This window comes from Paenibacillus sp. FSL H7-0942, assembly GCF_045040715.1.
In the GTDB taxonomy this organism is placed as follows: domain Bacteria; phylum Bacillota; class Bacilli; order Paenibacillales; family Paenibacillaceae; genus Paenibacillus; species Paenibacillus amylolyticus.
This window is the reverse complement of the sequence record NZ_CP150279.1, coordinates 6,820,382-6,834,771: the sequence shown is the minus strand read 5'-3', so window position 1 is coordinate 6,834,771 and position 14,390 is coordinate 6,820,382. Positions and strand designations below refer to the sequence as shown.

General features: G+C 46.5%; 10 protein-coding genes. 4 read left to right on the top strand and 6 right to left on the bottom strand.

The features are described from left to right. Positions 1 to 13: 13 nt before the first annotated feature. Both MHI48_RS29925 and MHI48_RS29920 read right to left on the bottom strand, forming a co-directional pair. Positions 14 to 1,459 carry a DEAD/DEAH box helicase gene (locus tag MHI48_RS29925; RefSeq protein WP_076329353.1) on the bottom strand — a complete coding sequence of 482 codons (1,446 nt, stop codon included), beginning with the start codon at positions 1,457 to 1,459 and terminating at the stop codon, positions 14 to 16. Positions 1,460 to 1,682: 223 nt separating this feature from the next. Beyond that, a complete protein-coding gene (locus MHI48_RS29920; RefSeq protein ID WP_076329354.1) occupies positions 1,683 to 2,039 on the bottom strand; it encodes a DUF3221 domain-containing protein in 357 nt (118 codons plus the stop codon). Between the two features lie 437 nt (positions 2,040 to 2,476). On the opposite strand from MHI48_RS29920, the gene MHI48_RS29915 reads away from it, so the two are divergent. Next, positions 2,477 to 3,415 carry a macrolide 2'-phosphotransferase gene (locus MHI48_RS29915; RefSeq protein WP_076329355.1) on the top strand — a complete coding sequence of 313 codons (939 nt, stop codon included), beginning with the start codon at positions 2,477 to 2,479 and terminating at the stop codon, positions 3,413 to 3,415. A gap of 172 nt (positions 3,416 to 3,587) precedes the next feature. Here the strand turns inward: MHI48_RS29915 and MHI48_RS29910 are convergent, their stop codons facing one another. After that, positions 3,588 to 5,717: a 5'-nucleotidase C-terminal domain-containing protein gene (locus tag MHI48_RS29910; protein ID WP_405144760.1), complete on the bottom strand. Its 2,130-nt coding sequence runs from the start codon at positions 5,715 to 5,717 to the stop codon at positions 3,588 to 3,590. Positions 5,718 to 6,142: 425 nt separating this feature from the next. On the opposite strand from MHI48_RS29910, the gene MHI48_RS29905 reads away from it, so the two are divergent. Further along, on the top strand, positions 6,143 to 7,105 hold the full coding sequence (locus tag MHI48_RS29905; protein WP_047840948.1) for an endo-1,4-beta-xylanase: 963 nt from the start codon (positions 6,143 to 6,145) through the stop codon (positions 7,103 to 7,105). A 137-nt stretch (positions 7,106 to 7,242) separates the two neighbouring features. On the opposite strand, the gene MHI48_RS29900 is transcribed toward MHI48_RS29905, so the two are convergent. The 3 genes from MHI48_RS29900 to MHI48_RS29890 all read right to left on the bottom strand — a co-directional run bounded on the left by MHI48_RS29900 (position 7,243) and on the right by MHI48_RS29890 (position 11,885). After that, positions 7,243 to 8,403: an MFS transporter gene (locus MHI48_RS29900; RefSeq protein ID WP_282319850.1), complete on the bottom strand. Its 1,161-nt coding sequence runs from the start codon at positions 8,401 to 8,403 to the stop codon at positions 7,243 to 7,245. A 313-nt stretch (positions 8,404 to 8,716) separates the two neighbouring features. Further along, positions 8,717 to 10,057 carry a glycoside hydrolase family 30 protein gene (locus MHI48_RS29895; protein WP_405142601.1) on the bottom strand — a complete coding sequence of 447 codons (1,341 nt, stop codon included), beginning with the start codon at positions 10,055 to 10,057 and terminating at the stop codon, positions 8,717 to 8,719. A 310-nt stretch (positions 10,058 to 10,367) separates the two neighbouring features. Continuing rightward, on the bottom strand, positions 10,368 to 11,885 hold the full coding sequence (locus MHI48_RS29890; protein ID WP_405142599.1) for a leucine-rich repeat domain-containing protein: 1,518 nt from the start codon (positions 11,883 to 11,885) through the stop codon (positions 10,368 to 10,370). A 381-nt stretch (positions 11,886 to 12,266) separates the two neighbouring features. Between MHI48_RS29890 and MHI48_RS29885 the strand changes: the two genes are divergently transcribed. Both MHI48_RS29885 and MHI48_RS29880 read left to right on the top strand, forming a co-directional pair. Then, a complete protein-coding gene (locus MHI48_RS29885) occupies positions 12,267 to 13,157 on the top strand; it encodes a diacylglycerol/lipid kinase family protein (protein WP_405144758.1) in 891 nt (296 codons plus the stop codon). A gap of 147 nt (positions 13,158 to 13,304) precedes the next feature. Next, a complete protein-coding gene (locus MHI48_RS29880) occupies positions 13,305 to 14,222 on the top strand; it encodes an aldo/keto reductase family oxidoreductase (protein ID WP_076213731.1) in 918 nt (305 codons plus the stop codon). Positions 14,223 to 14,390 lie beyond the last annotated feature (168 nt).

Here is a 14,390-nt window from a genome sequence, read left to right as displayed (position 1 = left end):
CGTGTTTACCAAACTATTTATGACCTTTGCGAACCTTGAGCTGCATCTTTTTGATCGTTGTATTCTGCATAAGCTCCAGTACTAGAGGGCCTTTACCGTTCAGGATCTCTACATCCGTCACATTATCCAGAATCGTAATGATCCCGATGTCGTCTGCGGTTACCCCTTCAAGCTTGGCGATGGTACCTACAAAGTCTACGGCGCGAAGTTTCTTCTTCTTGCCTCCGTTGAAGTTCAGCTTCATGATCTGTTGGTTCAGCTGTTCACGCTTGTCTTTTTTACGTTCAGGAACGATCTTCAATCGTTTCTCAAAATCTTCTCTGCGGCGATCCACAGCTTCTTCAGAAGGTGCTTTCACGACAGGGATTTCGAATCCAATATAGGATTCAATCTCAGCCAGACGTCTGCCATCTTTCGGTGTGATCAACGTAATGGCTTTACCTGTTTTGCCTGCGCGACCCGTACGGCCTGTGCGGTGAACATAGCCCTCTTTTTCCAAAGGAATATCGTAGTTGATGACATGAGTAATATTCGTGATATCGATACCACGTGCGGCCACATCCGTCGCGATCAGATAACGGAATTGTCCCCGTCGGAATGCGTTCATTACTTCGATCCGCTCATCTTGCTCCATACCACCATGGATACGATCTGCTGGGTAGTCAAGGTCAGCCATAACCCGGAACAGTTTATCCACATTCTCCTGCGTACGGCAGAACACGATGCAGCTATCCGGATTTTCTACAATGAACAAGTCTTGAAGCAGTGCCGTTTTGTTCACCTCGGGTACGTTAATCACAGCATGTTCAATCGTGGCTGTTGTCAGTCCACTTGCCTTGATCTCGATCTCTACCGGTTTGTTCATGTATTTGCGTGACAGCTTGGCTACATCTTCAGGGAACGTAGCGGAGAACAACATCGTTACTCGCTCCTGCGGCAGTTTCTGAATGATCGCTTGTACTGTCTCAATAAAGCCCATATTCAACATCTCATCCGCCTCGTCAATAACGAGATAGGCGATCCGTTCGAGTGGCAGCGTGCCACGTTCGATATGATCCAGTACCCGACCTGGTGTACCAACAGCCACGTGGGTTCTTTGTTTTAACTCCGCTTTTTGGATATGAAAAGGGGACTGTCCGTATAGTGCGGTTGCTTTAATACGCTTAAAGCGGCCGATATTCGTAATATCTTCGTTAACCTGCAAAGCCAGTTCCCGGGTTGGGGTAAGAATCAAAGCCTGTGGCTTATTCTCATTCCAATCCACCAGCTCGCAGAGCGGAATGCCGTAGGCAGCTGTTTTACCACTACCGGTCTGTGATTTGACCACAAGATCCTGATTCTCCAGTGCTACCGGAATAACTTTGGTCTGTACCTCGGTTGGTGTCTCATAGCCCAGACTGTCCAGTGCTTTTACGATCTCTTCACCAAGTCCATAATCTTTAAATTGTTGCTTGCTCATCGTTTACCTCTTTTGCGTTAGTTTTTGTACAATTATTGCACCGTACATTTATCGTATACCTCTTCATTATACTCTATATGCAGGCAGGCTAACGGAGTAAATGCTTCAAGTGTGTAAATTGTTTTCATCATTTCCGATTTTAGTAGCAACCACCCGTTGCTATTCGTATGTGTATCATAACGTTCCACGTGAAACGAAATGTATCGGCGTATTTTGCTCGGTGTTAATGAATGACCATTTTTACAGCCTTGGTTTGGGGAGGGTAAGATTGAGCAATAAATCCATTGATCCACACTTCTGCACTTCGACCAACGAGTGTCTCATCCAAAGAGACGGTGACAATCTCTTCTTCGATGATGAGTTCCGCGTCCTTGCTGAGCGAGACCCAAATCGGTCCAGAATCAACACTGTGATCCTCTTTATTCTCGATGAGTACCTGACCTCTTTCTTCCTCAAAATCCGTAATAATTCCTCGCACATGTGGCTTCTCTTTCCCTTGTTCCTCGGACTTCTCTGCGCATCCGAGCGTTAGCAGAAGCAAGATGACTGGTAATAAGGATAATCTTCGTACAATGGACATTGGGTTACTCACCTCTCATCCTTTTTAATACATTTATAACTATGGACGTTACCTGAGGCGACGAAGTTCCTGTATATCAATAAAAAGAACCAAAATCATTCGATTCAGTCTGGAACTGGAATTTGGAATATGTTAGCATATGGGTAACTTACTGAACGGAGGGATACGTGTGCAAAATTTTTCCCGATTGAGATAGTGTGGCGAAAAACGTCTGTTTACGCTTGCTGTTTTCTGCCTGTGTGCAGTTCATCGGGATCGGTTTGCCATTTTACACGTATGCCACTAGTCGTCATGAAAGGATCACTCACTCTTTGAAGTGGTTCTTTGATGTACTACTATTTTTTGCGAGCATTCAGGTATACCAACATCCGAAATGAACTGCACAGCCGAACATGTCTGTGTTTTTTATTTTATCCAGGAAAAGGGGAGTACCTGATATGACAAAACCAAACTTGAATGAAAATTTGGAAATTCATAAGGAACTATTATCTTTAGCAAAACAGAACGGACTTCTTATCGTTGAGGAATCCTTAGAGATCAACGAGTCGGGTATGGATTTTCGTGTAGCATTCGCCACGGATGAAGAAGGCCGCAGATGGGTTCTGCGCCAGCCGCGACGCGAAGACGTATGGGAGCGAGCCGAGAATGAGCACAAGGTGCTGGATGTGGTCCGAGGAAATATACCCGCACAAGTACCGGATTGGAGGATCTTCACGCCAGAGTTGATATCTTATCCTTTACTTGATGGTGATCCGATCGCAGTTGTGGATCCCGCAGGGGGAGGGTATGTATGGCGATTCCCTCAGGAGAGTTTATCGGATACATTCCTGGATTCACTGGCTACGACTCTCGCCACGCTGCATAACATCGATCCCGACAAGGCGAAGAAAGGTGGAGTGCGGATCAAGACACCTATGGAAGCTCGCAAAGAATTTGCAGCCAATATAGAGGAGGTTAAGCAGAATTTTACGGTGCCAACCGAGTTAGTTGAACGCTGGACGGTATGGCTTTCTGTAGGTAGTTATTGGCCTCAGCACTCGGCGTTCATCCATGGTGATCTGCATCCGCCGCATATTATTGTCGATGATGCCCAGCGAGTAACTGGACTTATTGATTGGACGGAAGCGGAGATTGCAGATCCGGGTAAGGACTTTGTCATCTACTACGCACTCTTTCAGGAGGATGGGCTGCGTGAGCTTTTGAGTCGTTATGAGAAGGCAGGGGGAAGAACATGGCCCCAGATGCTGGAGCATATTCGGGAGCAGTGGGCAGCCTATCCTGCGATTGTTGCCAAGTTTGCACTGATTACAGGAAAGGAGTCCGACATGGAGATGGCGAGAGGCATGCTTGCGAACTGGGATGTGAAGAGAGGTTGAGTATCGAAGGTATATATAATTCGTTCACCCGTTATGGCATGTACTCTCGCAAAGCAGTTGCAGCAATACTCATAACGGTTCGTTAACATAACAAAGGGCGATCCCGACCATGAGTTCCATGGGAGAATCGCCCTTTTTCTTTTTCGTTAAGCGTAGTGCGTAACGATTTTACTTATTTCAAAATACTCACGTATTTTCCGTATACAAATGCTACACGTCCATCCAGCTTCACTTTTACCCAGCCATACTTGTCTGTACTGATCACCTCAAGCAGGGTGCCTTTCGGTACGGCAGCAACGACCTTCGCTTTGGATGAAGCGCCAGTGCGTACGTTCAGGTAAGCCGCAGTAACCTTGGCTTGTTTGCCTTTGTTGGCGGTATCCGGTTTACCCGTGCTTGGTGTTGATGGTTTACCAGGTTTCGACGTGCCTGGAGTCGGTGTTGGTTTTGGTTTCGTTGGCGTTGTCGGCTTCTCAGGTGTAGGAGTAGTTGCTCCCTCGCCATTGCCTGCCGCTTTGCGAGCTTTGTTCAGCTGTTGATAGAACGCTCCCTTGGTTTTCACGCCTGCGAATTGTGCCGCACTCACATCTGCTTTGGCAGATAGCGTATCAATCTCTTCCTGAGTCACCGTATCCAAAATGTTAATGGAGGCAATGTTGGTGTACTTGCCATCTTCTGTTGTTGGCACAGACATAATGCCATCGTTAATTAACTCCACTATATCTGCACGCTCCGGTGCAGTCAGGTCTACGCCAGTGATTTTCCAGTTGTGTTGAATCTTCGGTTCGTAGACGCCTTTCATGACATCTTTCAGATAGGCGATGGACAGGTTGCGAATCGTGCCTTGAATCTCACCAAATGCCGAGGCGTCCTTGGAGGACCAGAGTTGCTTGAACTTACGCCCTTCCATGGCGCCACCTTTGGCAATCAGGGCTTCCATTCGATAGGCGTTCATGCCAAGTTTTAACGTATCGTCTTCTTTTACTGTCGTACCGTTGCTGTACTTGAGATTTGTAATCCGACTGCCGTATGGTTTGGTCAGGTCAATCTCATACGTTACGCCGCCGAAGAAATCATCGGTGCTGTATTTGGAAGCACGTCGTTTCGGATCAAAGCTGACGGTCACATCACCCGGGCGTGTGGAGTTGAAGTACCCCGCAGACCACTCCATATAATCCATCAGATCACGTCCGGTTACTTCATATACGGTCACTTCACCAAAGGTGTATTGGTAGTTGAATGCAATATCCTTTTTCTTAATCGGGCCTACATCCAGCTTGGCTTTGTCGTTATCAATCTGATGCGCGACCACATCGGCATCACTGTAATGCAACATCACTTCGGTGAAAAAATCAGACAAAGGTGTTTCCTGGATCTGCACCGCAGGTATACCCTTAATCTCATCAGCAGGGACCAGGTTCGTTCCTTTCAGTTCAGCCACTTCAATGTTGGCATCGGCACGAGCGAACTCGTGGAATGGGTGCAAAGTCTCTTCCAGCGCAGGATCGGAGACTTCATACGTTCCGTCTGCTGCTTTTACAGCGAGTGCTTGAGCTTCTTTGCTTTTCAGCACAACTTTGTCGCCGTCTTTTTCAAATGTCAGATCGATTCGTGAAATATGTGAGCCATATTTATTCGGTTCGGAGATCAATACGCCGTTAACCGTTTGGGATTCAATCAAGGTATGCATGTGTCCGGCAAAAATGGCAGCCAGCTCCGGGTTGGCGTTAGCGATATCCGTCACTCCGGTGCCCGGATTTCCGTTCTCGTTATCCAATCCCATATGCATGAGTCCAACCATGACATCGACTTTGCCTTTCAGCTCAGCAATGGCCTTTTTGGTCTCTTCCACAGGATCTTTGACGAGGATGCCGTCCAGGTGATCGGTCCCTTTTTCAAACTCGGTAATCATAGGTGTGTTCATTCCGATAACACCCACTTTGATTCCGTCTTTCTCGATAATCGTATAGGCAGGCATGTAGCGGTCGCCGTTTTCTTTGAAAATGTTACCTACGAGAGGCTGTCCATTGAATTGGGAAGAGATCTTCTCCAGTACGTCCAGTCCAAAGTTAAACTCATGATTACCCATAACCCATGCGTCATATTTCATCTCGTTCATTGCAACCATCATGGGAGATTGAGGTTGATCATTGAACAACTCAGCCGAGTTATCCTGAATCATGTCTCCTGCATCGAGCAGAATCGTATTGGGATTCTCCGCACGGACTTTTTTCACAATGGTGTAGAGCTGTGTCATGCTCCCGGTTGGGTTTGGACCGTCCAGAGCATAGTCCCACGGCATGAATCGACCATGAATATCCGATGTGCCGAGCAACGTGATCTTGGTTTCCTTGTCTGCCTCAGCAGCCTGAACCGGAGTGGAAGCAAACGGGGCGAACAAAATGGAGGCACATAAGAGGAAAGATAAAGGCCATCCGGCGAAACGTTTCGTTGAAATTTTGCGCATGTTGTAATCTCCCTTGTTATCTAGTGTGTGTAAAGATATGTATCATTTCATACTAGATAAACATCTGGTGAATGTAAACTCCAATGTAAGAGTTATGTTGGATTTAAGAGAGTGAATCTATGAATAACTTCAGAAAAAGCATTTAAATCTATTTTTTTGCAATAAAATACTATAATTTGACAGGTGTTAAAAACCAAAATTATCCAGTAAAATGATGTTTGTAAGCGCTTTACAAAAAACAATACTAAGGAGGAAAATCATTGATTAAGTCTAAGTGGTTCAAAACAGTCGGCTCACTGGCATTGGTAGGGATTCTCGCTGCTTCTGTTGCGGTTGGTAGTGTGAGTGCTGGTTTGGCGAAAGGTAGCAAATTTCTGGGCAATATTATTGCCAACCAGGTTCCTTCGAATTTTAGCCCATATTGGAATCAGGTAACTCCGGAGAACTCAACCAAGTGGGATGCTATTGAAGGCACACGCAACGTAATGAATTGGGGCCAGGCGGACATGGCCTACAACTATGCTAACAACAACGGATTTCCGTTCAAATTCCATACGCTCGTATGGGGAAATCAACAGCCAAATTGGATTAACAGTCTCTCAGCCGCAGATCAGAAGGCTGAAGTGACACAATGGATTAAAGCTGCAGGACAGCGGTATTCGAAGTCTGCCTTCGTTGATGTGGTGAATGAACCTCTGCATGCGAAACCATCCTATCGCAATGCCATTGGTGGAGATGGGGCAACGGGTTGGGATTGGGTTATCTGGTCATTCCAACAGGCGAGACAAGCCTTCCCTAACTCCAAATTGTTAATTAATGAATATGGTATTATCGGTGATCCTGCCAAAGCGGACCAATATATCCAGATTATCAACCTTTTGAAAAACAGAGGTCTAGTTGATGGTATTGGAATCCAGGCGCATTATTTCAATATGGACAACGTTTCTGTGAACACAATGAACACGGTACTGAACAAGCTTGCGGCTACAGGGCTACCAATCTATGTATCCGAGCTGGATATGACAGGTGACGATAATACACAATTGCAGCGTTATCAGCAAAAATTCCCTGTGCTGTGGAAACACTCTGCTGTTAAAGGTGTGACGCTGTGGGGTTACAACCAAAATCAAACTTGGCAGGCAGGCTCCCACTTGGTCAATAGCAACGGTACAGAACGTCCGGCTATGCAATGGCTGAGAAACTACCTGGCGAACAATCCTTAAGCGTGCGTTTTGACGAGTCGGAGCATCCTTTGTAAATCCGGTAATCATATAACACCAAATAGCGCCTGTTCTACATGTTAAGCATGGGAATATGGCGCTATTTGTGTTAGTGCTTTCTCTCAACAGTGTTCGGCAATTTATGGTGCAGGGAAACATTTAATTTTAATCCAAACCAAGACAAAAGCGATCAGTGCAAATATCATTCCACTCCAGATCAATTGATGTATTCCCAGGTTCGCGATGAACCATCCGCCGATGGCTGTACCCAGGGTAATACCGAGATTGGAAAAGGATACATACAAGCTGTTGCCGAATTCAGGCGCGTCCTGCGCTTCAGCGGTTAACCAGGTTTGGCTTACAATTAATCCTCCTGAATGCACGGATGCCCAGAGGATGACTACAATAACCATCCACATGAAGTGGGGACCGGCCCAATAGACGAGTGCGTAAGCTGCTACATACAGCAGGGGGAACATGAGGACAGTGCGGACCACGCTCTTACGCAGAAACTGTCCAAACCCCAAATTTCCGATGATCATGACGACACCAAAGACGGTCAGCATGACACTGATCCATGATCCGCTCATGTGGGTGACCTGTCCAAGATACTCGGCGAAATAGCTGTACACGGAGAACATGGCGGCGAATATAAAAATGACTGCGGCAACATTCAGCCATAATCCAGGTTTGCGCAGAATACCGAGCTGCTTGCCATAGGACATCTTTTCCTTCACGGGCATCGAGGGTAGCCAGATCCATATGCCGATCAAAGCGACCACACTGACCATCGCTCCAAACAGGAAGGCGATTTCGAGGGATAGGCGTTCAGCAAGATACGATGTCAGTGGCACGCCAAAGGCAAAGCCCGCGGTAACTCCGGTGAATACTTTGGCGACGGCCTGACTGCTTTTCTCTGCCGGAACAAGTTGGGCACTGGTGACCAGGGCTACGGAAAAGAAGACGGGATGGAATAACGCGGGAATGATACGGAAGATCAGCATGGTATCAAATGTTGTGGCGTAGGCATAGACCACGTTTGAAATGGCAAACATCAGCACAGCGGCTAAAAGGATAATTTTGCGATTCATCCCGGATGCCAGTAAGGTGAGAAAAGGGCCTGCTATGGCTACAACCAGCGCAAATATACTGACCAGCCAACCTGCCTGTGCAGCCGAGATGCCGAATTTATGCGCAACCTGAGGAAGTACCCCCACAATTCCCATTTCTGTTGTAATAATCCCGAATACCCCGAGTGCCAGCATCAAGATAAGCAGTGGATTGACCTGTTGTGATTTCATGTAAAGCGTACCTCCAATAAATTTAAATATACAGATAAGTAGATATGTTATGCTGAAATGAGCCTGCCTTGCCTCCTATAATATAATGGACATGAGAGTAAGTTCTCTGGATTACATTATATCTAGATTTATAGATTTGTAAATATAAAAGGTGAAACGTCATATCTTTAAGTCGTCTTCTGCTTGTGTTCTACAGGAGTAATTATGCTGACAATAAGCATGGTCTGGCCCATAAAAAAATAGCGCCGGCCCGGGGAATCCTTGGGGGGCTGACGCTATTGATGTCCGCGTTTTTAACGATGTGTTGGATTAGTTATTTCGGTTGAATAACCATGCTGTTGAATGAATCGGCTTCCAACTCCATGTGTAGGGTCTGTCCTTCTTCAAGGGTTAGATACAGGTCACGACGGTCCTGGAATGGATTGTTGATGACAATCACGAGACTGTTATCCGGGTTGCGAAAGGCAACGGATTTCCCGCTCCATGCGCCAGACAGGCCGACTCTTCGAGCACCATGAACAATATGATGCGCGAAGTGTTTCATCACATAATACTCGGGGTTCCGAGTAACCTTCTTATTGTCCGGATCTACAGTGATCATGGAGTTCTGCTCCCAGCCCCATGTGCTGCGGCCTTTGGGTTCCAGAACCATGTTCCAGTAGATGTACGCGTTCACTCCGTTGCTGAAGTAGTGCTGGTAGAGGTTATATACATATTTGGCGTAGTTCCATGAGTTGTTGCCATCGCCGCATTCGTTCTCGGTTTGCATATAACGCAGCTCCGGATAACTCGCTGAGGTACGTTGAATCGCATTTTTACCAGCCCATTGATACCCTACACCTTTGATATAGGAATAGGCTTTTGGATCACTCAGGACAAGGCCGGCGTACTCATCGAAGTCATTTGTTTTTTTCTTGATTAATTCCTCCCATGGATCAGGGGCATTGATCGTCCCCAGCCAGATTTCTGTATCCAGACCGTGTTGGTCAAAAGCGGGGCCCAGATAATCAGCGATAAACTCACGAAGCTGCTCGCCTGTCCACATGCAAGAAGGGAATTTCTGATCTGCAATCACTTCGTTCTGCACATGCACCTGATGGATCGTAATGCCTGCGTCACGGTAAGCCTGTACAAATTTTACGAAATACAGGGCGTAGGCCTCCAGAATATCTTTCTCCCAACGAAGCGTGCCATAGTTATAGGCTTTGGGCGACTTCATCCACGTTGGCGGACTCCATGGGGAGGCGAAGAATTGCAGGTTCGGGTTATAACTTAGAGCTTCCTTGATGTAAGGAATCAGATATTTGAAATCACGATTGATTGAAAAATGTTCCATGACCACGTCGCCATCCACTTCATTGTGGCTGTACCACTGTTCTGCATAATCACTTGCGCCGATCGGCAGGCGACATATGTTAAACTTGTGCTCACCCTCCGGATGGAAGAGAGAGTGAAGTACCTCATGGCGCTGCTCCTCATTTAAGTGGGACAAAGCAATATAACCAAGCTCGTTAAAACATCCGCCAAACCCTTCCACAAGTTGGTGCTGTTCACCCGTTAGTTTTAGGTTAGCGCTTTCATTAGTTGGCACAAAAGATAGCTCTCTCCACGGGCTGTCTTGGGTTGTGGAATAACCAGTGAGTGTGAATGTCATGTGAATTTCCTCCTCGCTTGAACCTCAGTTGTCATATATATTACGTTCAGTATAACAACTCCCACGGCAAAAGAAGATATGCTAAACCGTGTGAAATTTACCCTAATCGAAGATGGAGTATCACGAGTTCGTATTCGCATAGACAGATCGTATGCTGTATTTGCTTGTGATCGGCGATGTCCATATACCATTATCCAATGTCATAATACAACTGTCATGGCACAACAAAATCCCCGCTGATCGTTCAGACGGGGACTTTGGCTATACTTCTCATATTCTCTTATGGCTGAAAATGAACGTGAGACACAACTTAAGGCTGTACACTCTCACCAAGTTGTTTATTTTCAAAAATCAGAATCGTTTTGCTGCTTCCGATGTAACCAACAGAGGTATTGAATTGCTCCGAGATGAAGCGAACCGGTACAAAAGCTTTACCATCTTTCATCAGAAGAGGAGCATCATTGATCGCAAATGTTTCATTCACGACAACTTGTTTGTTACCCACGCTCCAGCGGATAGTCTTGTCATTCTGTGTGATCACAGCTTCGCGCGTACCGCTGTTCCAGTTCACACGGGCATTTAACTGCTCCGAGACAAAACGCAGAGGCACATAGGTCCGGCCTTCATCGATAAAAGGTGCAGCATCCAGTGCGTAAGCACGATCCCCGACATAGGCAGTGGTGGACCCTTCAATCAGACGCTGGAAGCTACCCTGCGGCGTTCGTTTCTGCTCACGCACATTCATCCGATTTAGTAGCTGCATCGTATGACTGCCACTCACAACATCCAGATAATTGTTCTGCACCGTGAGTCCGGCAGGCTCAACCTCTGAGACAGACGTCTGAATACCGGAGGATAACGAGGTAGACGCCGAGATATCCTGTATAACATTTGTCGCTGACTGATCACGGGTAAACGTAAAACCTGCGATCGGTGTCAGATCCCACACCCGGTTGTTGGATAATTTCAACACGTCCAGGCTGGAAAGCTGCCGTAAAGGTTCCAGATCATAGATCTGATTGGACTCTGCATTCAGCTCTGTCAGCCCAGTCAGTTCCTCAAGCCCCTTGAGATGCTGTACTTGGTTACCAGAGATATCAAGTGTCCGAAGGCGTGTCATATGCTCCAGTGGTGTCAGATCCGTGATTTGATTACCTGCCACATTCAGATTCCGCAGTGTATTTGGCAATTCAGCCAGTACGTCCAGCGTCTGAACCTGGTTGTTTGCTACATTGAGTTGTTGGAGCCGGGTTTTACCCATGAGCGGTGTCAGATCGTTAATCGTATTGTTCGAGATCTCAAGCCACTTCAGTGCATCCGCATCCGAGAGGGCCGCAAGACTGGCAATCTGGTTACCGCTGGCGTGGAACGTATGTAATCGGTTGAACCCACGTACAACCTCTATGGAAGAAATGGAATTGTTGCTGATATACAGCCGTCCCAAGTCTTTTAATTCAGTAAGTGCGTCTATGGATGTAATGTAATTATTGCGAACATCGATCTCGCGAAGCTGGGTTAGGTGCGCCAGCGGTGTGAGATCCTCAATCTCATTCCCATATAATCGGAGGTGAGTCAGATTGGTTGCATATTCGAGACCGGACAGGCTGTGAATACCTGCATTGCTCAGATCTACCACCTCAAGCTGCTCCAGATCCGTTGAAGTTAATGGCATATCCAGAGGTTTGTTCAGGATTAACTTCAGTCCGTCCTCCAAAGCGGGATCTTCAATGATTCCCTCGCCCAAGTCCGTAGTTGTGTAAGCCAAGGCTTGCCCCGATGCCCCGAGACTCAGGATGAATACTAGAAATAATAGCGTCATTCTTCTCATTGCATGCATTCCCTCCGATTTTTAGAATTATAAAATAATCCGAACAGATTGAGTTAGTTAAGTATAGTATCTACACGATAACAGCGACCGGAAGGTTGTTCTGCCCAAGGGAGTGTTCAGTGTGAATTGAAGAGTTTAACATATGCAGGTTCGGCTCAAAGCACATCTATAGTTATTAACCCGTCAACGGGAAAAAGGAACAAGGAATTTCGTAATGGGTATTTCTCTACTTCTATTCTATATGAAACAAACCCTGCTCTGCACTCTTCAGAGGCATGTTTATCAAAAAAAATAGAACATCTCCCGCAGACCCTATTCAACCCACCCTTGAAACGGGTAAAGATGAAGTAAAGATGCCATTTTGGAGGGGAAGATGTGAGTATGCGCCAAGCCATGATCATTAGTAATCCATCGTCAGGTAAGGAAGAGGCCGAGCAGTATGTGTCCCAAGTCAGAGAAATTCTGGAGTCACAGCAGTATGAGGTGGCGGTTAATGAGACGGCCGGGGAAGGTGATGCCACCAACTACTGTCTGAGCGCCTGCAAAGACGGCTGTGATCTGGTCATCTCCATCGGAGGCGACGGTACGCTGCATGAGACGATTAACGGCATGATGGATCAGGATCATCGTCCCCGATTAGGCGTTATACCGCTAGGTACGGTGAATGATTTTGCACGTGCGCTGAATATCTCGCTTGACCCGGAAGAAGCCATTAGGCAGTTACGTTCGAATCAGACCCATATCGTGGATCTGGGGAAAATCAATGATCGCCTGTTTGCCAACGTTGTGGCTGCGGGTTCTTTGGCAGAAGCTTTGTTCTCCGTATCCTCGGAAGAAAAGTCGAAGTTGGGATCATTCGCATATCTCAAAGAAGGCTTGAAAGACCTGGTGAATACACCAGCCAATCATCTAACCATCGAATATGACGGACAGCTCTGGGAGGGGGAATCGCCACTTTTTCTGGCGGCGCTGACCAATTCGGTCGGAGGATTCGAGAAGTTATCCCCGGATGCAGAGGTGGACGATGGTCTGATACATTGTTTTGTTGTTCGTAATATCAGTGTGTTCAACAGTCTGACCCTGGGCACTTCCCTGTTATTTGGTAGTCTGAAAGACCATAAGGACGTGGACTATTTTACAGCCAAAGAAGTTCATGTTCGCTCAGACGAAGCCATTCGCACCAATGTAGATGGGGAAGAAGGTCCTGCCCTGCCGATTCATATCCGTGTCCTGCCAAGGCATATTGAGGTTATCATACCGGAAGAAGTATAACTTATTCTTTTGGATCTATAGGCTGGAATGAAGAACCTATCATTTCTCCATATGAAAGTAGGATAAAGCTATTGAAACCGATTGCAGATATATGTCACAATCAAAGGTAAGATACACGATAATATTCGAATATGGAGGGAAAACATCTTGAGAACCATTAAATTGGGCAGCAGTGCACTAGAAGTACCTGTAGTCGCGGTGGGCTGCATGCGGATTAATTCACTAGACGGTAAGGAAGCCGAACATTTTGTTCGTTCTGCAATGGAGGTTGGCGCAAATTTCTTTGACCATGCCGACATTTATGGTACAGGAACATGTGAGGAGATCTTCGCCGAAGCGGTACAGATGAATCCCCAAGTTCGTGAAAATATGATTCTTCAATCCAAATGCGGTATCCGCAAAGGCATGTTTGATTTCTCCAAAGAGCACATCCTGAATTCGGTGGATGGTATCCTTCAACGTCTGAAAACGGAATATCTTGACGTTCTGCTGCTGCACCGTCCTGATGCATTGGTTGAGCCGGAGGAAGTTGCTGAAGCCTTTGATCAACTGGAGCGCGAAGGTAAAGTGCGTCACTTCGGGGTATCCAACCAGAATCCGAACCAGATCGAATTGTTGAAAAAATACGTGAAACAGCCACTGGTAGCCAACCAGTTGCAGATGAGTATTACCAATACCACGATGATTGACAGTGGCATTAATGTGAACATGGAGAACGATGCCGCGGTTAACCGTGACGGTAGCATTCTTGATTACTGTCGTCTGCATGATATCACCATTCAGCCGTGGTCCCCGTTCCAGTACGGATTCTTCGAAGGTGTATTCCTGGGTAGCGACAAGTTCCCGGAGTTGAATGCAAAGATCGACGAGATTGCTGCGAAGTATGACGTGAGCAATACAACGATTGCAATCGCCTGGTTGCTTCGTCACCCTGCACAGATGCAACCTGTGACAGGCACGATGAATATTGAACGTCTGCAAGACTGTGTAAAAGCGGGAGATGTTCATCTCACGCGTCCAGAGTGGTATGAAATTTACCGTGCGGCAGGTAATATACTGCCTTAAATTCAAGTTATAGTGAGCATGATGACTGCTGAGTCAGTTGAGAACACGAGCCCGTAGATGGCTCGTGTTTTTTGTCTATTTTCAGGTTTGATGCCAGACGTGTTTCCGATATAAAATAAGGATAGGATTGTCCGCTTTAAAAAAAGGATTAAAATGGTTTTAATACAA

Excerpts from the sequence above, each read along its gene's own strand:
- MHI48_RS29925 (WP_076329353.1), bottom strand. The coding sequence starts at position 1,459 with ATGAGCAAGCAACAATTTAAAGATTATGGACTTGGTGAAGAGATCGTA.
- MHI48_RS29920 (WP_076329354.1), bottom strand. The coding sequence starts at position 2,039 with ATGTCCATTGTACGAAGATTATCCTTATTACCAGTCATCTTGCTTCTG.
- MHI48_RS29915 (WP_076329355.1), top strand. The coding sequence starts at position 2,477 with ATGACAAAACCAAACTTGAATGAAAATTTGGAAATTCATAAGGAACTA.
- MHI48_RS29910 (WP_405144760.1), bottom strand. The coding sequence starts at position 5,717 with ATGCCGTGGGACTATGCTCTGGACGGTCCAAACCCAACCGGGAGCATG.
- MHI48_RS29900 (WP_282319850.1), bottom strand. The coding sequence starts at position 8,403 with ATGAAATCACAACAGGTCAATCCACTGCTTATCTTGATGCTGGCACTC.
- MHI48_RS29895 (WP_405142601.1), bottom strand. The coding sequence starts at position 10,057 with ATGACATTCACACTCACTGGTTATTCCACAACCCAAGACAGCCCGTGG.
- MHI48_RS29890 (WP_405142599.1), bottom strand. The coding sequence starts at position 11,885 with ATGAGAAGAATGACGCTATTATTTCTAGTATTCATCCTGAGTCTCGGG.
- MHI48_RS29885 (WP_405144758.1), top strand. The coding sequence starts at position 12,267 with ATGCGCCAAGCCATGATCATTAGTAATCCATCGTCAGGTAAGGAAGAG.